Here is a 19,530-nt window from a genome sequence, read left to right as displayed (position 1 = left end):
AATTAGAACTTTGCAATTACGGAAAATAGTGTATAATGGTATAAGACTATCAGTTAGAAGAGAAAGGAAAGGTAAACACATGAAACATGCGGTTACTTATGATCTTATAAAAAAAGACGAGAAAACTCGCGCTCGCCGGGGTGTACTGCATACGCCCCATGGCGATATTCAGACGCCGGTTTTCATGCCTGTGGGAACACAGGCTACAGTAAAGGCTATGCGGCCGGAGCAGGTAGCTGATATGGGGGCGCAGATTATTCTGTCTAACACATATCATCTGTATCTGCGGCCGGGACATGATATCGTGAAAGAGGCCGGAGGACTTCACCGGTTTATGAACTGGAACAGAGCAATTTTGACAGACAGTGGCGGGTTTCAGGTGTTTTCTTTGGGAAAGCTGAGAAAGATCACAGAGGAAGGTGTGAAATTTCAGAGCCATATTGACGGATCACGTCATATGCTGACGCCGGAAAAGGCGGTGGAGATTCAAAACGCATTGGGTTCTGACATCATGATGGCCTTCGATGAGTGCGCGCCGTATCCGGCGGACAGGACTTACGTAAAGAATTCTCTGGAGAGAACTACCCGGTGGCTGAAGCGCTGTAAGGACGCCCATAAAGTGCCGGAGAGACAATCTTTGTTCGGTATCATGCAGGGCGGCATGTATAAGGATCTGAGGCGGCAGAGCGCGCGGGAGATTGTAGAGCTTGACTTGCCTGGTTATGCGATCGGCGGTTTGTCTGTGGGCGAGCCGAAGGAACTGATGCTTGATATATTGGATGATTGTGTAGATGAACTTCCGGAGGATAAAGCGCGTTATCTAATGGGTGTGGGCACGCCGGACTATTTGTTTGAAGGCGTAGAGCGAGGCGTAGATATGTTTGACTGCGTGCTGCCGACGAGAATCGCCCGTCACGGTCTCTGTATGACCAGCCATGGACGCGTCAACATCAAAAATGCCCGGTATGAACGGGATTTTACGCCGTTGGATGCGGAATGCGATTGCTATACCTGCCGCAACTATTCAAAGGCATATCTGCGGCATTTGTTCAAGGCGGATGAAATGCTTTCTGCCATGCTGCTCTCTAATCACAACATTTATTTTCTGTTGAAGATGATGGAAAAGATTCGGACAGCCATTGAAGAAGACAGATTTTTAGAGTACAAGAAGGAGTTTTATGAAAAATATGGGAGATTTTAATGAAGCGAGCTTGCCGATGTGTATGCACGACGAGTTTTGCGGAGGCTGCATTTATCAGGGCGTAGCCTATGCGGAGCAGTTGGCGATCAAAGAGGGGGAGGTCAGAGCGCTCTTTGAAGAAAAGCGTATTCGGCCGGAACGCTTTGATCCGATCGAAGGATGTCCGCAGCAGTACCGATACAGAAATAAGATGGAATATACCTTCGGTGATATGGTCAAGGACGGCCCGATGTGTCTGGGGATGCATAAGAAAAAGAATTTTATGTCTATCGTTACAGTAGATGCATGCCAGTTGGTGGATGAGGATTTTAATAGGATTCTTCGTTTTACTCTGGATTTCGCTATGGAACGTGGATATCATCATTATCATAAAAAAAGTCACAAGGGACTTTTACGTCATCTGATCATTAGACGGGGAATTAGAACAAAGGAACTGCTGGTCAATATTGTAACGACCAGAGAGGATGGTTTTGATGAAGCTGCTTATGTGGAGGGACTGCAGGATTTACAGTTGAGTAATAAGATTGTAGGGATTCTGCGGACGCTTAACGACAATATTGCGGACAAGGTGACCTGCGAAGAACTGAAAATTCTATACGGACGCGATTATTATATGGAGGAAATTCTGGGACTGAAGTTTAAGGTCAGCGCGTTTTCTTTCTTCCAGACGAATGTGGAAGCGGTAGAGAGACTTTATAGTGAGGCGATCGCGCTGATTGATGATTTCGAGGGAAAGACGGCCTTTGACTTATACTGCGGAACAGGTACGATCAGCCAGATTCTGGCTTTGAAGGCTAAAAAGGTGATTGGTGTTGAAATCGTGGAAGAAGCAGTGGAGGCAGCAAAGGTTAACGCCAGCCTCAACGGACTGGAGAACTGCCATTTTATCGCGGGAGATGTGTTTCAGGTTTTACAGACTGTGGAAGAAAGGCCGGAGGTCATCGTAGTAGATCCGCCGAGAGTAGGGATGAGCCTGGACGCGGTAGAAAAAATCGCAGCCTATGGCGTACCGCAGATCGTGTATATTTCCTGCAATCCCAAGACCCTGGCTGTCAACCTGCAGCAGTTTGAATATTTGGGCTATGAGGTCAAGTACGCTAAAGCATTTGATAACTTTCCGTGGACGAAGCATGTGGAGACGGTAGTATTGATGTCAAGCAAAGATAAATAAATGCCAAGGCAAAGCGCCTTTTCGAGATTTTTCGGATATGGTTAACCTTTCGGAGAAGCTTGGTTATTTTATATGAGAACATATCTACTATAAAACGGTCATAAGATTTAGGCAGTGGATTAGATGTTAAGGAAGAAGTCGGGATTTAGATGGAAAATACTTTTACTAGTGATATTTTTTAAAAACTACGACACGCCAACATGGTATATATTTAAACTTGATGTAATTTATTTAATAACTAATCGGGATGTTTAGCTAGTAGCAAATTGGCATGAGATTTTTGAACGATACACTAATGCAAGATTATTTATGAGAGACGCACTAGAGGATAATGGGAGCTATTGGTTTAACAGAATAGAAGATGAAAAAGTACAGAAAGCAGTAGAATATAAATTCAAAGCCGAGTTATATGAAACTGCATTATTGAGTTGTAACATTTTGGCTGACCTGACATGGGCATGGACTTATATTTCTGCCGAGTATGTATTATATTGCTTTGACAGTGAAGGGAATGTGACAAATGCAAAAGATGTTTGTGGGATGCATCCGATAGAAGAAGCTTATGAGTTGTTAAAAAAACTGAAAATAGTGTATCTACACCTCGCGCTGAAGGAAATCCATTTAATTATCTAAAGGTAATGAGAACTGAGTTCTCGGAGGCAGTAGATACAATTGTTGGATTCTGGAAGATGATTTCTAATAGTTCAATTAGAAATCTATATAATTTTGTGAAGCATAAAGGAAAGACATTGTATGAGGAAGTTGAAAAACCTCGTGGTGGAAAAGTAATGTCAATCCTTATTGGTAATTCAGAGTATTCAACTGATATTAGAGATATTCAGAAAATGATAAATGTGGACAAAGGATTACAGGAATTAATAGATTTTTATAGAAAAGAACACATTGATGAACTGATGAGAAAATAGATATGAATGACAAATTATTTAACCAGTATATAAAAGCTCTTAAGAATAATGATATTCCTTTGATTAATCGTTTTTCGGAATTGTTCTTAAGCAATATTGAACCAAATGAATTAATACAGAGAATAAAAAGGTTTCAATTCTTAGATTTGCTGTCTTTAGAAGATAACAAATTAAAGTGTGAAATAGAGAAGATACTCGTACATAATAATATATGCAATATTATAAATTCATATTCTGTTTTTCAAAAAGGAACGAGGTTTTATAGAGTGCGGTTATTAGATAATCAAACTATTCCAAATGAAAATCTGAAAGACATTTCTGATTTTTGGAATCCACCCGTTGAATATGTCAGGAAGTATGGAAGATTAAATAAACCACATGAATCGCTTCTCTATACAACGTTTAATCCACACACCGCAATATATGAAGCGCATATATCAACAAATGAATTGTTTGTAATATTTATATATGAAACGAAAAAAGATGTGAAGGTGCCTTGGATAGGTTCCCCTACAAATTATGAACATCACAATATTACAAACCCAAAAGCGATATGTAACCATGAAATATTAAAAAATTTCCTAATTGATGAATTTACAAGAAAAGTCCCACAAGGCCAGGAACAACTTTATAGGATTACAGAGCATATTGCAAAGGAATATTTCGTTGCACCGGAAAGCGTTGGTTGGCGCTATCCGTCTATTAAGGATAATGGTGCAGATAACATTTGCTTTTCTTCAAATAATTTGAATCAGAATCTTGATTTGGTAGGAGGAATTGTCGGTACTTTATGTGAGAATGAAATATTTGAACTTGAGTATGTAATTAAAGGAGGAGAGGTTGGAAATGGAATTATTTATAAAGATGAAGAAGGTCTTGCTCTATTTGGTTTGATGTTTCCTGAGTTTAATCATGTATAAAAGAGGGGAACAGGGCTTGAAAAAATATCATAGATATGTTTTCTGTTACGACCGAGAGGGAAAAATGGCGATGGATTAAGCTGGACGAATTGCAGGGCGAAAGACATTCATTCTATCCTCTTGAATCATACAGAGTGTGTAGTGGAAATACAAAGAAAACATATCTAAAAGTGTTTTGTTTTAGGTGAGTTTATAGGAATTTTCTATGCTTGAAAAATTGTCGGAATGAAACAAGGCACGGGAGATGTGATCTATATGTATGATATAAAAATGATTGTATTTCTATATTTTGTATACCAAAATATAATCAAGAATAAACAAAACGGATTCATTTGAAACAGGATATAAAGGTTTTAATTTGTGAAGATGAAAGGGATTGCACACTGGCACTTGCAGCACAGTATGGGATTTTTTACTTTTGGATATTGAAATGCCTGGTATTTCCCGGATTATAGTAAAGGATATGTTTTGTCAGGCAGGCGTGTTTTATCGAGCTTTTAGCCTTGACGACCGTCCTGTGCGGCATATTCGGGTTTTCTTTATTCTTGTGCAGAAGTGATTGTGATAATGATGTAATAGAAGCAGTTTCGGGACATAAATTAACAGCAACAAAAGTTGAAGATAGTATTCATTATCGAATTAAAGTGACCTGTAAGATAGGGCATTTGCCTTAGCTTGGTGGTAATTTGACCACAAAATATTATTACTGTAAAAGTGTAGTAAAGCTTGCAAAGAAAAATACTAACAGCGTTGATGTAGTTCAAAGTTTTCAATGGGAGTTTTAAAAATGATTCGAACTGAATGGAATATGCCAAATTTGATTATTTGGAGTATAATTGGAGAAATTTTTATATATTTGCATATCAAATAATATATAAAAATAGAAAATAATATATATAAACAACATATTATAAATAAATACAACTTAATATACTTTAATTCGATGAATATCATAATAATTTGAAGAAAACTTTGAAAACACTTGAGAAAGAAGATGATGATTGAAAAAAGGTTGTGTGATGTGAACAGCTTCTTTTCATCTAAAAATAGTATATGAAGATGAGAGAAATGATGTTTGATGTATTTACACTTGTTGGAATCGTAATTTAATATGCGTTGCCTGTTATAAGTCTAATTTATGTTATAAAGATATATAACATAGTAAATGACAGTTCTTATAAAAAGCAAAATAAAAATAGTAACGATGAAGATGAGAGTGAAAGAAATTAGAAAACAAAAAGTAAATTTCACATTGTGAAGATAAAATCCACCGGAGATAAGTTTTTCGAGAAAGAAAGGCTTCTCCCAGGTGGATTTTGTGGTATGATAAGAGTGAAACATGATACATCATAAATCAATTTAGAGGAGTTTTTATATGTACGAATTATATCAGGTTGGAGAAAAAAGCTATTATATTGAGTGTCCTGCTAAGATCGGAGTATATCTTGCAGGCGATAGGGGCGTATATTTGATTGACAGCGGCAGTGATAAGGATGCGGGACGGAAGGTTCGAAAAATATTAGATGAAAAGGGATGGACACTCCTGGGAATTCTCAATACGCATTCTAATGCGGATCATATCGGCGGAAATGGATATTTACAGCAGCAGACAGGCTGTAGGATTTTTTCCGGTGGTATTGAAAAATGCTTTACAGAGTATCCGATTTTAGAACCGTCTTTTTTGTATGGCGGTTATCCGTGCAAGGATTTAAGGCACAAATTTTTGCTGGCGAAACCAAGCGTGGCCGCTGATTTTTCAGATAAAGATTTTCCGCAGGAAATTGAGATAATTCCGCTGAAAGGTCATTTCTTCGACATGGTGGGCTTTCGTACTCCTGATGATACGGTATTTCTTGCCGACTGTTTGTCAAGCAGAGAAACCCTTGATAAATATCAGATTGGATTTATCTATGATGTGGCGGAATATCTCAACACCCTTGAAAAGGTAAAAGCTTTAAAGGCTAAGATGTTTGTCCCCGCTCATGCGCCTGCAGCAGAGGATGTTACCGGACTTGCGGATCTTAACATTGCAAAGGTATATGAGATCTCAGAGAAGATATTATCAATATGCAGTGAGCCAATTTCCTTTGAGGGTATTTTGCAAAGGCTATTTACAGATTACAATCTGACAATGAATTTTGAACAGTACGTGCTTGTAGGAAGTACCGTCCGCTCTTATTTATCTTGGCTGAAGGACAAGGGTGAGCTTTCCGCTATCTTTGAACATAATATCCTGCTTTGGAAGCGTAATTAGGATCATGTTGGGATTTCTTCAGATCGGAGGTTTTTGCCATCTACACAATAATCATTGAATTTTGACATGATTTGTTGTATAATATAAAAGTCATTGTGATATGGCAATCTGAAAAAAGGAGAAAACATATGAACAAGAAAGAATCGAAGATTTTGGCTCTAGTGTTAATGCTGGCTATGGTACTGTCTGTCTCCATGTTTATGACTAGCTGCAGCAGTGACCCTTCCACTTTGGAGGAATATGTTGCACAGGATGATAAATTAAAGGGACAGCTTGACCAGTATGCAGAATCTCAGGATGGTATGACAATTGAGATCAAAGAAAATCAGATCATCTATACTTATACTTATCCAGAGCAGCTGGACGACGAAATCGTAGAAGCTTCAAAGGAGCAGTTTGATAACTCTATGAGTTCTTTTGCATCCACTTTCGAAAGTATCGCGACATCTTGTGAAGAACAGACAAAGATTAAGGGTATTACTGTAAAAGTAGCCTATCTGAACAAGGACGGATCTGAAATTTGGAGCAAGGTATTCCCTGAGGCTGAATAATCATTAAACGTAAAAAACGGCATGCCGGTTTTCTGGTCATGCCGTTTTTTTATGGATATAAAAGCAGGCGTTATCGATGTATAACGCCTGCGCATTTGTAATTATTTTGTTATAACTTTACAGATATCTTCTCCCAGTGCGACTGGATCGTCTACGGTTAGGCCGGAGATTAGGACCGCCTGGCTGTAGAGCAGGTTAGCATAAGTTTTTACCATATCCTTGCCTTCATCACCCATAGCGAAAGTATCGCGCAGGGTAGTCATGACAGCATGGTCAGGATTGATTTCCAGGATTCTGTCAGCTTTGACCATCTGATCTGTCGGCATAGCGTTCAGTACCTTTTCCATCTCCAATGAAATATTTCCTTTTGTCGTCAGGCAAACAGCGGAACCTTTCAGACGAGGGGAGAGCTTGACTTCAGTGACTTTGCCGGCCAGAGACTCTTTGATGTAATCCAGCAGAGCCTTGTTGTCTTCCTCAGCCTTCTTCATCGCTTCTTTTTGTTCGTCTGTTTCTTCACCTGAGATATCTTCAGCAGAGACTGATTTAAACTCTTTTTCTTTATAATCGTGCATCATCTGCAGGACGAATTCATCGATTTCATCGGTCAGATAGAGTATTTCATAGCCTTTGTCCTTGAGGAATTCAGTCTGTGGCAGCATATCGATTTTATCGACGGATTCTCCGGAAGCGTAGTAGATATACTGTTGATCTTCGCCCATCTTTGCCAGATATTCATCCAGAGAGATCATCTTCTTTTCCATAGAGGAGTAGAAAAGAACTAAATCTGACAGAACGTCCTTATGCATGCCGAAGTCGTCGTAGATTCCGTATTTTAATTGCCTGCCGAAGTTTTCAAAGAATTTTTCATAGCCTTCACGGTCGTTTTTCATGAAATCAGCCAATTCCTTTTTTATCTTCTTTTCAAGATTTTTGGCGATATTTTTCAGCTGTCTGTCATGCTGCAGGGTTTCACGGGAGATATTCAAAGACAGATCCTGAGAATCTACCAGACCCTTCACAAAGTTGAAGTAGTCCGGCAGGAGCTCTTTGCATTTTTCCATGATCATAACGCCGCTGGAATAAAGCTGCAGACCTTTTTCGTAATCCTTGGTATAATAGTCAAATGGCGTATGTCCAGGAATAAAAAGGAGAGCGGTATAGCTGGATACGCCTTCCACGGAAGTACGTACCACGCGGACAGGATCCTGATAATCTCCAAACTTACTCTTATAATAGTCGTTGTAATCCTCTGGCTTTACTTTGCTTTTCTGACGTTTCCAGATTGGCTCCATGGTATTGAGCGTTTCCAGCTCCATGAAGCTTTCCATTTCCGGCATTTGACCTTCTTCTGGTTCGGAGCCTTCCTTTGGACGGCGCTTCTCAACCATCATCTGGATCGGGTAACGAATATAGTCTGAGTATTTTTTGATCAAACTGCGAATTGTGTATTCCTCCAGAAAGCGGCTGTAGTCTTCGCCGTCTGTATCTTCTTTGATGTGCAAAATGATTTCAGTGCCGGAAGCATTTTTTTCTGATGCTTCTACGGTATATCCGTCAGCGCCCTTTGACATCCAGCAGTTGGCTTCATCGCTGCCATAGGCTTTGGATGTGACGGTGACTTGGTCGGCTACCATGAAAGCGGAATAAAACCCTACGCCGAACTGACCGATGATATCGATAGGTTTTGCGCCTTTAGCGGGTTCTTCTTCTGCATGATCCTGTTTAAAGGCCAGGCTGCCGCTCTTAGCGATGGTGCCGAGGTTTGCTTCCAGCTCGGCGGCAGTCATACCGATGCCATTATCGCTGATTGTCAAGGTACGCGCGTCTTTATCAGCTGTAATATCGATGTGGAAATCCGACCGTTTGATACCGGTATCTCCGGACTGCAGGCTCTGATAGTAGAGCTTATCCAGCGCGTCGCTAGCATTACTGATCAGTTCCCGCAGGAAGATTTCCTTATGTGTGTAAATAGAGTTGATCATCAGATCCAGCAGCTTTTTGGATTCTGCTTTAAATTGTTTTTTTGCCATAATCTCGCCTCCGAAATATTTGTCTTTGCGCTCTGTTAGCACTCATACATGACGAGTGCTAAAGCCATATAATATAATTTACTGCGTGCCAGACAAAAAGTCAATAGGGTTTGCCGTACTTTTAGCATATTTTCTGCCGGGTAGCCTTAAAATGTATGTAACGGAGGTATCGCAATGGAAATTAAAATATATCGTGGCACGCATCAGATCGGAGGCTGTATTGTGGCTATTGCGTCCGGCAAAACCAGAATTCTGATCGATATGGGAAGCCCGCTGACAGGACCGGGAAGCGGTAGCGGACCTGTTATTGCGACAGGTACGGGATTTGCCGGTCTTTCCGCTATGGGAGGATTGAGGATTGAAGAACCCTACGATGCAGTAATTTTTACCCATTATCATAAGGATCATACGGATTTGCTCGATTGTGCCGCAGAAAATATCCCGATGTATATGGGAAAAGCCGCAAGAGCTCTTTTTCTGGCTGCGCAGCGTCATAAATCGCCGGATTCCGAAATGGCTCGACGCATTGCCAAGATACGCGATTATGAGGAAAAACAGTCTTTTGACATCGGTGATTTAAAGATAACGCCCATTCCCACGGATCATTCAGCCTTTGGCAGCTGTATGCTGTTGATAGAAGGGGAAGGGAAAAGAATTTTACATACGGGAGATTTTCGGCTGCACGGGATCCAGGGAGACAGGGTTCTTCCGGCTCTGCAGAAGCTTCACGGGACGGTGGATGTCTTGCTTATAGAAGGCACAAATCTTTCCTTTCATCATCCGATAACCGTCAGCGAGTATCATCTGTCTGATGCGGCGGGACTTCTGATGCAGCGTTTTCCTTATGTTTTTGTTCAATGTGGAGTCCTGGACTTTGATCGATTGGCGGCTTTTCACCTGGCAAGCGCCGGCAGAAACTTTTACTGTGATCCATATCAGATGTCTTTATTGGAAATAGTTCGGCAAAATCAGCCGGAAGGGTATGATATGTATGGTTTTGACAGAGCCAGAGTGTGGTTGGATAGCGGAACGGAGCCATTCTGTATGGCAGTGAGAACAGGCGGGGATTTCCGGCAGATCATAGAGCCTTATGTGAAGTCTGAGCCAGAAAAGACTTTGTTCATTTACTCTATGTCGGAGGGTTATTTGAAAGAACATATGACCGCTGTACAGAAATTAACCAAAGGACTGCGTTACGTTATTAAACTTCATACGTCAGGACATAGCTCCATAGAAGGCCTGAGGCGAGCCGCTGAGGCTATTTTTCCTGGGGCGGTGATTCCTATTCACACGGAATATCCTGAAAGGCTGAATTTAGGTAGTCAGTTAAACTCACGAATTTTAAGGCTATCGGACGGTGATACTTGGGAGCTCTGAAATCACCTATGCAAATCATGTCTTTTGATGTAAAATAAAATCCATAGGAGGTTGTTATGGAAAACATTTTGACAAAAACTACGGCTTTGGCAATGTACATTACCGCAGGGTATATCGATGAGGGAGATCTGGCATTGGATGCGACCTGCGGCAACGGACGCGATACGCTATCTCTGGCATTGGCAGCGGGTGCGGAAGGACACGTCCTTGCAATAGATTTACAGCCGGCAGCAGTAGAGATGACAAAGAAGCTTCTGGAAATACACCAAATTAATAATGTTACTGTGTGTCAGGAAAACTTTGTACATCTGAGAGAACTGGCTAATGCTTTATTTCCCGGGAAAAAACCGGCGGCTGTAATTTTTAATCTGGGATATTTGCCAGGTGGTAATAAGTCCTTCACCACAAAAAAGGAGGATACCTTACAGGCTGTAGACGCGGCTTTGGATTTGATTAAGGTCGGAGGAGTAGTAACAGTGGTTCTTTATAGCGGACATGAGGAAGGCGCGAAGGAGAAGGCCGCGCTTCTTCAAATGGCCGAGAAGCTACCGGCGTCACAATATCACGTAGCATATACCAGTTTGCTCAATCAAAAAACAGCACCTCCTGAGGTACTGTTTATTACAAAGAAGAAATAGTATTTCTCAACAGCCTCATAGCTCGGCTTTGAACAGGGTGTCAAAGAGCTTGACGCCTTCGATGATGACGCTGTCATCAAAGTCGTAATTATCGCTATGGAGCGGAATGCCGCTGCCTGTACCCAGGAAGAAGAAAATCCCCGGCATCTGCTGTTCAAAAAAGGAGAAATCCTCAGCGATCATAACAGGACGGCGCAGCTCTACGTAGTTGAGGTTCATGAGCAGCGGTTTGACCTGTCTGTACAGATCCTCGTTGTTTATGACGGCAGGATGGCTTTTGCTCACATCCAGCGAAAATTTAATACCGTAAGCATGCTCTAGTTCCTGACCTAAATGCTGCATGGCATTGACCAGATTATCCCAGGTCGTGTCGTTAAAGGTACGCATGGTACCGTCCAAACGGCTATAAGGGGAGATGGCGTTGCGTACTGTGCCGCTTTCCATTTTTCCGAATTTCAGAACGCATCGGTCAGGCACGTAAATTGTTTTATAAGTATAGATATCGCTGACGAAGCGGCAAGCGGCCTCCAGAGCGTCCTTTCCCTTTTCCGGTTCGCCGCAGTGGGCGCTGACACCCTCGATCTGTACAGCTACAGAGGTGGACTTTGCCATCATAGGGCCTGGCCTTGAAGCGATTTCTCCGCGCTGCAGCATAGGCCACAGATGTAATCCGAAGATCGCCTTGATATTGTATTGATCAAAGATATGCGTACCGCAGATCCGCAGTGCGCCGTCGATGGTTTCCTCCGCCGGTTGGAACAGAAGGAGCGCGTTATACCGGGGTTTAAGGCCTTCCTGCATGTATTGATCTAAAACTCTGGCAAAGCCAAGGAGACCCGCCATGTGACCGTCGTGTCCGCAGGCGTGCATACAGCCCTCATGGGTGGACGCATAAGGAAGACCGGTTTCTTCCTGAATTGGCAGGGCGTCCATATCCGCGCGGAAAGCCAGGGTTTCGCTGCCGCCGAAATCGAAGAAAGCGACAACGCCGGTCTGAAGGATCGTTTCAACGCGGCACGATAGTTGGGAAAGGACCTGCCGTACATAGGCGCTTGTTTTATACACATAAAATCCAAGTTCGGGAATCTGATGAAGATCCCTGCGGTATTGAATAAGGTCGTGGGACAATTGATTGAAATCTAACATTTTATTTTACCTCTCTTATATAATAATATATAGTAGAAGTGAAGCTTCGTCAAATACTCTTTTCGATTTTGTCGAAATGTGTTAGAATATTTCTTATGAAAATAAACATAGATATAAAGAAATGGAACAGGAAACGCACCGGTAAAAAGGCCGGGCGTTCTAAGAAAAGAAAGAATAGCAAAATTCCTCTTTCTTTGCGCGGGAAGATTATCATTCTATCTGCCGCGCTTTTTATGGTGGTATGTGTTTTTACCGTGATTTACATTATAATGGGAAGCTATGACGGATTAGGGCTGCGCCATAACCTTCCCGGAAATTCATATGATATGGATGCTTTTTATAAAGAGGGCGGCAGACTTTATTACGAAGACGAGAAATATACCTCGGTTACAGGCATCGATGTATCCTATTATCAGAAGAAAATCGATTGGGAAAGGGTGAAGGACGACGGTATTGAATTTGCGATGATCCGGCTGGGATACCGCGGTTCAGAAAGCGGCGACATACAGAAAGACAGCCGGTTTAGAGAGAATGTGAAAGGAGCGCGAAAGGCGGGGTTAGATATAGGCGTTTATTTCTTTTCACAGGCAACGACTGCTGAGGAAGCTATTGCTGAAGCTCGTTATGTAGTTCGGCATATACGCGGCAAAGGGGTAAGTTATCCGGTTGCCTTTGATATGGAGCCGGTTAATGGAGAAACAGATCGAATCAGCGGCCTTTCGGTGAAAGAAAGAACAGAGATCGCGGACGCTTTTTGCAAAGTGATTGAACGAAATGGATTTACACCTGTGATCTATGGTAATCCTCATTGGCTGGATACTCGTTTGGATTTGACTTTTTTGACAAATTATGAAACATGGCTCGCCCATTATACGAAAAAAACCGACTATCCGTATGCTTTCAGGATATGGCAATACTCTGACAGAGGGAAGGTAGACGGTATCAAAGGGCGAGTGGACTTGAATATCATGATGATAAATAAATAAATAAATAGGAGGAAGCTATGGGAGAATATGAACACATCAATCACGACTTCGCGCCTGTATATAATGAGAAAAGCAGGATTCTGATTCTGGGAACTCTGCCGTCGGGAAAATCCAGAGAAATGGGATTCTACTATGGGCATCCGCAGAACCGCTTTTGGAAGGTGCTAGCGCGTCTTTTTGATGAAGCTTTTCCTGAAACTGTAGAGGAGCGAAAAGCGATGCTTCTTCGGAACGGCGTAGCCATATGGGATGTAGCGGAGAGTTGTGACATCGTCGGCGCGGCGGATAGTTCTATCAAGAATGTTGTACCGGCTGATGTGGCGTGGCTTTTAGAAGAAACCGGTATCAAAAAGGTCTATGCCAACGGCGCTTTGGCAAAGAAGCTGTATGACCGTTATACTCTGCCGAGGACAGGCATTGACGCGTTGCAGCTGCCGTCTACCAGTCCTGCAAACGCCAGATTTCGTTTGGAGGATCTGATAGAAAGTTGGAAAATCATCCTGGAAAGCGGAAACAGGGATTGAAAAACCCATTAGGTTGGTATAGAATATTAAATTAGTTTAAATAAGTAAAGGTAGGTAAGACAGTTGAAATTAGCAGAATTATTCAATGGCGAAAAGACCGTGTTTTCTTTTGAGGTATTTCCACCAAAGCGGGACAAGCCAATCAAGACCATTTACGATACATTAGACGCGCTGCAGGATTTGCGGCCTGATTTTATCAGTGTTACATATGGGGCCAGCGGCAGCCTTGCAGATAACTCCACATGTGAGATTGCCTCTGCTATCAAACACAAGTATGGCATAGAGTCTGCGGCTCATTTGACATGTGTGAACTCTACGAAGGCGGAGGTTACTGAAGTACTGCGCCGTCTTGCGGATAACGGCGTGGAGAATATTCTGGCTCTGCGCGGCGATCTGGTTCCGGACATGCCGCCAAAGAAAGAATTTCTGCATGCCAGTGAGCTGATTTCTTTTATCAAAGAGAAGGATTACAGCTTTGGAATCTCCGGCGCGTGTTATCCCGAGGGGCATACCGACAGCAGAAGTCAGGTGGAAGACATTTTGAACCTGAAGAAAAAGGTTGACGCAGGCGCACAGCATTTGATCTCTCAGCTGTTTTTTGATAATGCGTTGTTTTACGATTTTGTAGATAAAGCAAGAATTGCCGGAATCAATGTACCTATAGAAGCGGGCATTATGCCGGTGACCAATAAAAAACAGATCGAGCGAATGGTATCTCTGTGCGGCGCCAGCTTACCGGCTAAGTTTACCAAGATGATGTCACGATATGAAAATAAACCTGAAGCTATGCGCGACGCGGGCATTGCCTATGCAGTAAATCAGATTGTAGATCTGCTCAGCTGCGGCGTAGACGGTGTGCATCTGTATACTATGAATAATCCGTATATTGCAAAGAGGATCTGTGAAAGCGTTCAGAGTTTGTTCTAAAGCGGTAACAGGAAAAGTACATCAGAAAAGGATATGAAAATCTATGAATAAACTATTGAATTTATTTCAGGACAGGGAATTTATCTTTTTGGACGGAGGCTTCGGAACGATGCTCCAGCAGGCAGTGCCTGATATAGGAAAAGTACCTGAAGTTCTGAATATAACCCATCCTGAGATTGTGCAGAAGATCCATAAGGCCTATATACAGGCAGGCAGTGATATTATCAATACCTGTTCTTTTGGCGTCAGTGAATACAAAATTGAAGGATGCGGCTACACGGTTGAGGAGTTGATCGGTGCGGCAGTTGCCAACGCGAAGAAAGCGTCAGAGGGAACGAACGCGAAAATTTCTCTGGATATCGGACCGCTGGGCCGTCTTTTAGAGCCTAACGGAAATTTGACCTTTGAGGAAGCGTATGAAATGTTTAAACGGCAGATTCTCGCAGGTAAGGGAGCGGATCTGATTTCTATAGAGACGATGACAGATCTTTATGAAATGAAAGCGGCTCTGCTTGCCGCTAAGGAAAATACAGATCTGCCGGTAATCTGCACGATGAGCTTTGAGGCAAACCGAAGAACCTTTACAGGTACGGAGGTAAAGGCGATGGCTATGGTATGCGAAGGCTTGGGAGCGGATGCGGTAGGTATGAATTGTTCTCTGGGACCTGCGGAATTTCGACCTTTGATGGAAGAACTGGCGCAGTGGACGACTTTGCCTATGGTGTCTAAGGCGAATGCCGGACTGCCGGATCCAGCCACTGGAATATACCATGTGGACGCAAAAGATTTTGCCTCGGTTACAGCGGAGCTGATTCCTTTGGGCGTTAAGATTGTGGGCGGTTGCTGCGGAACGACGCCAGCGTTTATCGAAGCCCTGCGGCATATCTTTGATAAGCAGGCGTATGTGCCGCAAAATCCTGAAATTTCGGCTGCCGTATGTACACCAGAGCGTACCGTTATTATTGATCAGCCGCGGATTATAGGAGAGAGAATCAATCCGACAGGAAAGAAAAAGTTAAAAGAGGCGTTAAAAAACGGGGATATGGATTATGTTCTGAGCCAGGCTGCCGATCAGGTAAGAGATGGGGCGGAAATACTGGATGTAAATGCCGGCGTGCCTGGGATTGACGAGAAAAAAGTTATTGTAAACATTGTCAAGGCATTGCAGGGCATTACTGACGCGCCGCTGCAGATTGATTCCAATGATCCTGAGGTTATTGAAGCAGCGCTGCGGGTCTACAGCGGTAAAGCTATCGTTAATTCGGTCAATGGTGAAGAAAAGTCTCTATCTGCAATTTTACCCATCGTGAAAAAATACGGAGCTGCCGTGGTCGGCTTGACATTAGATGAGGACGGCATTCCGAAGACTGTAGAAAAGCGAGTAGAGATTGCCGAAAGAATTTTAGAACGCGCGCTGGCTTTGGGAATACCACGGCGGGATATATATATCGATTGTCTGACCCTTACGGTTTCGGCTGAGCAGGAAAACGCGGCGAATACGCTGAAGGCAATTCGATATGTAAAAGAATCCATGGGGTTGAAGACGGTGCTTGGCGTGTCCAATATTTCCTTTGGCCTGCCGAACAGGTCGTTGATCAATCATAACTTTCTTCAGATGGCTTTGACCAGCGGACTGGATTTACCTATTATGAATCCTGGAGCGCCTGATATGGTTCGCGCCGTAGATACATATCGTCTGATCATGAACATGGACAAAGGAGCAAGGGACTACATTTCGAAATACAGTCAGGAGCTGTCTGCGGCTGTTCCTGCGGCAAATGGCGTCAGTCAAAGTGTGTCTGCCGGAAAGCCAGAGGCATCCGGGCATCAGGAAGCGGCTTTTGAAACAGCAGAAAGCGGTGAAATCGCTTACGCCATCATGAATGGGTTAAGCGGGAAGTGTAAATCGCTGATTTCGGCCGAGCTTGAAAATCGCGAGCCTATGGATGTGATCAACCGAACCTTGATTCCGATATTAGATCAGGCCGGACAGGATTTCGAAAAGGGCGCTATTTTCATCCCGCAGCTGATGCTTTGCGCTTCTACTGCACAAAGCGCTTTCGATGTAATCAAGGAAAAGATACAATCCTCCGGAGGACAGCAGGAGAGTCGGGGAACCATTGTGATCGCTACGGTAAAGGGCGATATTCACGATATCGGAAAGAATATCGTAAAAGTAATTCTCGATAATTATGGATATCATGTCATTGATCTGGGTAAGGATGTGGAGCCTCAGGCTGTAGTTGATGCCGTAATTCGTGATCATGTCAAATTGGTAGGACTATCGGCTTTGATGACAACGACCCTGGGCAGTATGGCAGAGACGATTCAGGCGGTGAAGGCCGCGGCGCCTGATTGTAGAATTATGGTTGGCGGCGCCGTTTTGACAGAGGATTACGCCAAGGAGATCGGCGCGGATTACTATGTAAAAGACGCGAAAGAGTCTGCTGATGCAGCAAAAGAAGTATTATGAACAGCAGAACTAGAAAAGGCGTATTCTGTGCGGTAGCTTCTGCTTTGGTTTTTGGGATTACGCCGGTATTAGCCAGTCTGTCCTTTGATCTGGGCAGCAATGCCATGACGCTGACATTTTATAGAAACGCCATGGCTGTTCCTGTTTTGCTTATCATGCTCTTGATCCGGAAAGTGGATCTCTGGATCAGTTTACGGGACTTTGCCGTTCTGTTTGTCGTTAGTGGTCTGTTCAGCGTCAGTACAACCTTTTTAGTATACGAATCATATCAGTATATTGGTGTCGGGCTGGCTACAACCCTGCATTTTCTTTATCCGATGTTTACAGTGCTTTTAGGCTGGATTCTATTCCATCAAAGGCCGGATAAGTATAAAATTATTGCCTTGATTTTGGCTACGCTTGGAGTTGTACTGGCCTCAGGAAGCAGTAACTCCTTTGCTGTTACGGGTATTGTGCTAGCTCTGATTTCTGCAGTAACTTATGCCGCGTATATGCAGGGAATCGAACACAGCGCTATCGGGCGGATGGATTCCATGAAATCTATGTTTTATATGTGTATTGTCAACGCGGCGGTTACCGCGGTAGTGGATTTACCGGGCGGAGATATTATATATGATTTGTCGTTGAAGCCTATGCTGCTGACCTTTGTTCTGGCTATCGCCAATTCCGCGTTTGCCTATGTGCTGCTGATTGTCGGCGTTCGATTGATTGGCGCTGGCGACGCTGCTATTTTCAGTATGCTGGAGCCGGTTTCCGGTGTCATATTCGGCGTTTTGTTTTTAGGTGAGAAGCTACCGCTGCCGAAGCTGGCCAGCTGTATTTTGATTTTGATAGCTGTAGCGATTCCAATTATTCGCGATAGAAGCAAAGAGAAGAAGACAAAAGCGTATTAAAAAAACGGGAGAAAACCACTTACAGGCTCTCCCGTTTTTCAATTCAGCTATTTTTTTCCTCATGCTCCAGATTGAGCAGATAGGTGATAAGCGTACCTGTATAGCGTTCCAGACGTTCGTCGTTAACGGATACGTTTATGATTTCAACTCTTGGATTCAATTGATGGATGTAGCTTGCGTTTGTGGAGGAAACGCATGTCTTTAGCTCCATTTCAGCATCTGCGTATTGATCGAAGGCTGTCATAACTGCCTGAACGAATGCAGTATCTGCATTGCCAGTAAACGGTTCCTGACTGTCAGATTTTCTGTATTTGAAATTAGCCAGACCGCAGATTGTTTTATAGTCCTGATCAATTTCGCTGAGGTTGTGAGCGAGAAGGCTGTTTGCAGCGGCTGAGATGGTGAATTTTCCATCCCTGCACCTTATAGAGCCGATATTGGTAATGGATACGAGATTTTCATCTTCATCCTTATAATAGACGCCGTCCAACAGTGTGTACAGTTCGCTGACAAAGTTGTTCAGACTGTTTTGCGTCAGAACCTCATCTGGAGGATCAATTTCTTTGTAGGTGTAGGAAACGTCGGGATTTTCCTCTATAAAATCCTCATAGTGATCGTAAAAGTTTTCAATGGCCGTATCCATGCGGCTCTGGAACTTTTCTAAATCATTCTCATCGATGACGATCGTTGCAGACGCTGTCTTTGGATAAAGATTGCCGCTGTTGCCGCCGGTGACCTTTGCTAGTTCGAAGATCAAAGCGTTGGTTTTGAAATAGGCAAGAAGACTGCCTATTTCTTTGATCGGGTTAGGGTAGGATGAAATTTTGGAATCCGGAATACCTCCAGGAAGACCGGTAATTCTGATACGGAATGCTTTGTCTCCGGTAGCCTGTGTATATTTGGCCTTTCCTGTGAAAGTGTAAGAGGACCATCCGCCGGATTCTACAGACCACATGTTCCTGCTGCCGCCGTTGAGGCAGAACACCTTTGTCTCATCAGTAAAGTACTTATGGCTTAAAGCTTTAATGCCGCTGTAATCGTGACCGTTTTCTGCGGTAAAGATTATGGTTAACTTACCTGTGTTCTCATTGTTCTTGGCAGCGTAAAGCGCCATTGCCACAGGTTCAATACTGGTTCGGAAGGTTTGACCGTCATAAGGGCAGACAAGTACGGTTGGAGCGGCTTTTTTGTATTCGTCGCTGGGTTTAATACTCATGATGATATTGCCACTCTGATCTGCTGTGCATGCTATCCCTTTTGCCTTAGCCCAGTTTTGCAGATAATTCTGGATTGCTTCGTTAGAAGTTAGCGTATCAGCAGAATCCCGCAGATCAGTCATATATGCGACGACCTTTTCTTCGATTTTTGCGGAAAGATCCTCTTCTTCTTCTTTACAGGAGGAGAGAGAGAGCATGCAGGAAAAGGTCATGGCGATAATCAAAATCAATGCTGTCAGTTTCTTCATTGACAATCTCCTTTGTTCATGTTTTTTTGTTTTTTTGAAAATAGT

General features: G+C 43.1%; 17 protein-coding genes. 14 read left to right on the top strand and 3 right to left on the bottom strand.

The features are described from left to right. The first annotated feature begins 79 nt into the window (after positions 1–79). The 7 genes from tgt to ACPW7J_RS08025 all read left to right on the top strand — a co-directional run bounded on the left by tgt (position 80) and on the right by ACPW7J_RS08025 (position 7,023). Complete coding sequence (gene tgt / locus ACPW7J_RS08055; protein ID WP_425754915.1) at positions 80–1,201, top strand: tRNA guanosine(34) transglycosylase Tgt; 1,122 nt, start codon at positions 80–82, stop codon at positions 1,199–1,201. Continuing rightward, positions 1,179–2,372 carry a 23S rRNA (uracil(1939)-C(5))-methyltransferase RlmD gene (rlmD, locus tag ACPW7J_RS08050; protein WP_425754914.1) on the top strand — a complete coding sequence of 398 codons (1,194 nt, stop codon included), beginning with the start codon at positions 1,179–1,181 and terminating at the stop codon, positions 2,370–2,372. Before tgt ends, rlmD begins: the two co-directional genes overlap by 23 nt. Positions 2,373–2,681: 309 nt before the next feature. After that, a complete protein-coding gene (locus ACPW7J_RS08045; protein ID WP_161875281.1) occupies positions 2,682–3,005 on the top strand; it encodes a hypothetical protein in 324 nt (107 codons plus the stop codon). Positions 3,006–3,121: 116 nt separating this feature from the next. After that, positions 3,122–3,298: a hypothetical protein gene (locus tag ACPW7J_RS08040; RefSeq protein ID WP_161875280.1), complete on the top strand. Its 177-nt coding sequence runs from the start codon at positions 3,122–3,124 to the stop codon at positions 3,296–3,298. A gap of 2 nt (positions 3,299–3,300) precedes the next feature. Further along, positions 3,301–4,218 carry a hypothetical protein gene (locus ACPW7J_RS08035; RefSeq protein WP_425754913.1) on the top strand — a complete coding sequence of 306 codons (918 nt, stop codon included), beginning with the start codon at positions 3,301–3,303 and terminating at the stop codon, positions 4,216–4,218. Between the two features lie 1,375 nt (positions 4,219–5,593). Further along, positions 5,594–6,472, top strand: coding sequence for an MBL fold metallo-hydrolase (locus tag ACPW7J_RS08030; RefSeq protein ID WP_425754912.1), 879 nt, complete (start codon positions 5,594–5,596; stop codon positions 6,470–6,472). 128 nt (positions 6,473–6,600) lie between these two features. Beyond that, positions 6,601–7,023, top strand: coding sequence for a DUF4854 domain-containing protein (locus ACPW7J_RS08025; RefSeq protein WP_161875277.1), 423 nt, complete (start codon positions 6,601–6,603; stop codon positions 7,021–7,023). A 101-nt stretch (positions 7,024–7,124) separates the two neighbouring features. On the opposite strand, the gene htpG is transcribed toward ACPW7J_RS08025, so the two are convergent. Next, positions 7,125–9,056 carry a molecular chaperone HtpG gene (gene htpG, locus ACPW7J_RS08020; protein WP_425754911.1) on the bottom strand — a complete coding sequence of 644 codons (1,932 nt, stop codon included), beginning with the start codon at positions 9,054–9,056 and terminating at the stop codon, positions 7,125–7,127. A gap of 174 nt (positions 9,057–9,230) precedes the next feature. On the opposite strand from htpG, the gene ACPW7J_RS08015 reads away from it, so the two are divergent. Both ACPW7J_RS08015 and ACPW7J_RS08010 read left to right on the top strand, forming a co-directional pair. Continuing rightward, positions 9,231–10,433, top strand: a complete 1,203-nt coding sequence (locus tag ACPW7J_RS08015; RefSeq protein ID WP_425754910.1) for an MBL fold metallo-hydrolase — start codon at positions 9,231–9,233, stop codon at positions 10,431–10,433. Between the two features lie 56 nt (positions 10,434–10,489). Continuing rightward, complete coding sequence (locus ACPW7J_RS08010) at positions 10,490–11,071, top strand: class I SAM-dependent methyltransferase (protein WP_425754909.1); 582 nt, start codon at positions 10,490–10,492, stop codon at positions 11,069–11,071. 15 nt (positions 11,072–11,086) lie between these two features. Here ACPW7J_RS08010 and ACPW7J_RS08005 read toward each other — a convergent pair whose 3' ends face one another. Further along, entirely contained in the window at positions 11,087–12,217 is a 1,131-nt protein-coding gene (locus ACPW7J_RS08005; protein WP_425754908.1) for a M20 metallopeptidase family protein, read from the bottom strand. Positions 12,218–12,312: 95 nt separating this feature from the next. Between ACPW7J_RS08005 and ACPW7J_RS08000 the strand changes: the two genes are divergently transcribed. The 5 genes from ACPW7J_RS08000 (at position 12,313) to ACPW7J_RS07980 (ending at position 18,020) form a co-directional block, all read left to right on the top strand. After that, the gene (locus ACPW7J_RS08000; protein WP_425754907.1) at positions 12,313–13,203 is read left to right on the top strand and encodes a glycoside hydrolase family 25 protein; all 891 of its coding nucleotides are present in this window, start codon (positions 12,313–12,315) and stop codon (positions 13,201–13,203) included. Positions 13,204–13,220: 17 nt separating this feature from the next. After that, on the top strand, positions 13,221–13,727 hold the full coding sequence (locus tag ACPW7J_RS07995) for a DNA-deoxyinosine glycosylase (RefSeq protein WP_161875271.1): 507 nt from the start codon (positions 13,221–13,223) through the stop codon (positions 13,725–13,727). 63 nt (positions 13,728–13,790) lie between these two features. After that, positions 13,791–14,654, top strand: coding sequence for a methylenetetrahydrofolate reductase [NAD(P)H] (gene metF / locus ACPW7J_RS07990; RefSeq protein ID WP_425754906.1), 864 nt, complete (start codon positions 13,791–13,793; stop codon positions 14,652–14,654). Between the two features lie 43 nt (positions 14,655–14,697). Further along, positions 14,698–17,127 carry a homocysteine S-methyltransferase family protein gene (locus ACPW7J_RS07985; RefSeq protein WP_425754905.1) on the top strand — a complete coding sequence of 810 codons (2,430 nt, stop codon included), beginning with the start codon at positions 14,698–14,700 and terminating at the stop codon, positions 17,125–17,127. Beyond that, positions 17,124–18,020 carry a DMT family transporter gene (locus ACPW7J_RS07980; protein WP_425754904.1) on the top strand — a complete coding sequence of 299 codons (897 nt, stop codon included), beginning with the start codon at positions 17,124–17,126 and terminating at the stop codon, positions 18,018–18,020. The genes ACPW7J_RS07985 and ACPW7J_RS07980 overlap by 4 nt, the downstream gene beginning before the upstream one ends. 43 nt (positions 18,021–18,063) lie before the next feature. Here the strand turns inward: ACPW7J_RS07980 and ACPW7J_RS07975 are convergent, their stop codons facing one another. Then, positions 18,064–19,485 (bottom strand): hypothetical protein, encoded by a 1,422-nt coding sequence (locus tag ACPW7J_RS07975; RefSeq protein WP_425754903.1) that lies wholly within the window; start codon positions 19,483–19,485, stop codon positions 18,064–18,066. Between the last annotated feature and the right edge of the window lie 45 nt (positions 19,486–19,530).

The sequence above is a fragment of the Ihubacter sp. rT4E-8 genome (genome assembly GCF_049852125.1).
GTDB lineage: Bacteria > Bacillota > Clostridia > Peptostreptococcales > Anaerovoracaceae > Senimuribacter.
The sequence above is the reverse complement of the archived record's forward strand: the minus strand, read 5'-3'. Positions and strand labels throughout refer to the sequence as shown.

What these genes read in the sequence shown, in the direction of transcription:
- ACPW7J_RS08010 (WP_425754909.1), top strand. Translation starts at nt 10,490, where the DNA reads ATGGAAAACATTTTGACAAAAACTACGGCTTTGGCAATGTACATTACC.
- ACPW7J_RS07980 (WP_425754904.1), top strand. Translation starts at nt 17,124, where the DNA reads ATGAACAGCAGAACTAGAAAAGGCGTATTCTGTGCGGTAGCTTCTGCT.
- ACPW7J_RS08015 (WP_425754910.1), top strand. Translation starts at nt 9,231, where the DNA reads ATGGAAATTAAAATATATCGTGGCACGCATCAGATCGGAGGCTGTATT.
- ACPW7J_RS07975 (WP_425754903.1), bottom strand. Translation starts at nt 19,485, where the DNA reads ATGAAGAAACTGACAGCATTGATTTTGATTATCGCCATGACCTTTTCC.
- ACPW7J_RS08000 (WP_425754907.1), top strand. Translation starts at nt 12,313, where the DNA reads ATGAAAATAAACATAGATATAAAGAAATGGAACAGGAAACGCACCGGT.
- ACPW7J_RS08025 (WP_161875277.1), top strand. Translation starts at nt 6,601, where the DNA reads ATGAACAAGAAAGAATCGAAGATTTTGGCTCTAGTGTTAATGCTGGCT.
- ACPW7J_RS08005 (WP_425754908.1), bottom strand. Translation starts at nt 12,217, where the DNA reads ATGTTAGATTTCAATCAATTGTCCCACGACCTTATTCAATACCGCAGG.
- ACPW7J_RS07985 (WP_425754905.1), top strand. Translation starts at nt 14,698, where the DNA reads ATGAATAAACTATTGAATTTATTTCAGGACAGGGAATTTATCTTTTTG.
- htpG (WP_425754911.1), bottom strand. Translation starts at nt 9,056, where the DNA reads ATGGCAAAAAAACAATTTAAAGCAGAATCCAAAAAGCTGCTGGATCTG.
- tgt (WP_425754915.1), top strand. Translation starts at nt 80, where the DNA reads ATGAAACATGCGGTTACTTATGATCTTATAAAAAAAGACGAGAAAACT.
- ACPW7J_RS08035 (WP_425754913.1), top strand. Translation starts at nt 3,301, where the DNA reads ATGAATGACAAATTATTTAACCAGTATATAAAAGCTCTTAAGAATAAT.
- ACPW7J_RS07995 (WP_161875271.1), top strand. Translation starts at nt 13,221, where the DNA reads ATGGGAGAATATGAACACATCAATCACGACTTCGCGCCTGTATATAAT.
- rlmD (WP_425754914.1), top strand. Translation starts at nt 1,179, where the DNA reads ATGAAAAATATGGGAGATTTTAATGAAGCGAGCTTGCCGATGTGTATG.
- ACPW7J_RS08030 (WP_425754912.1), top strand. Translation starts at nt 5,594, where the DNA reads ATGTACGAATTATATCAGGTTGGAGAAAAAAGCTATTATATTGAGTGT.
- ACPW7J_RS08045 (WP_161875281.1), top strand. Translation starts at nt 2,682, where the DNA reads ATGAGAGACGCACTAGAGGATAATGGGAGCTATTGGTTTAACAGAATA.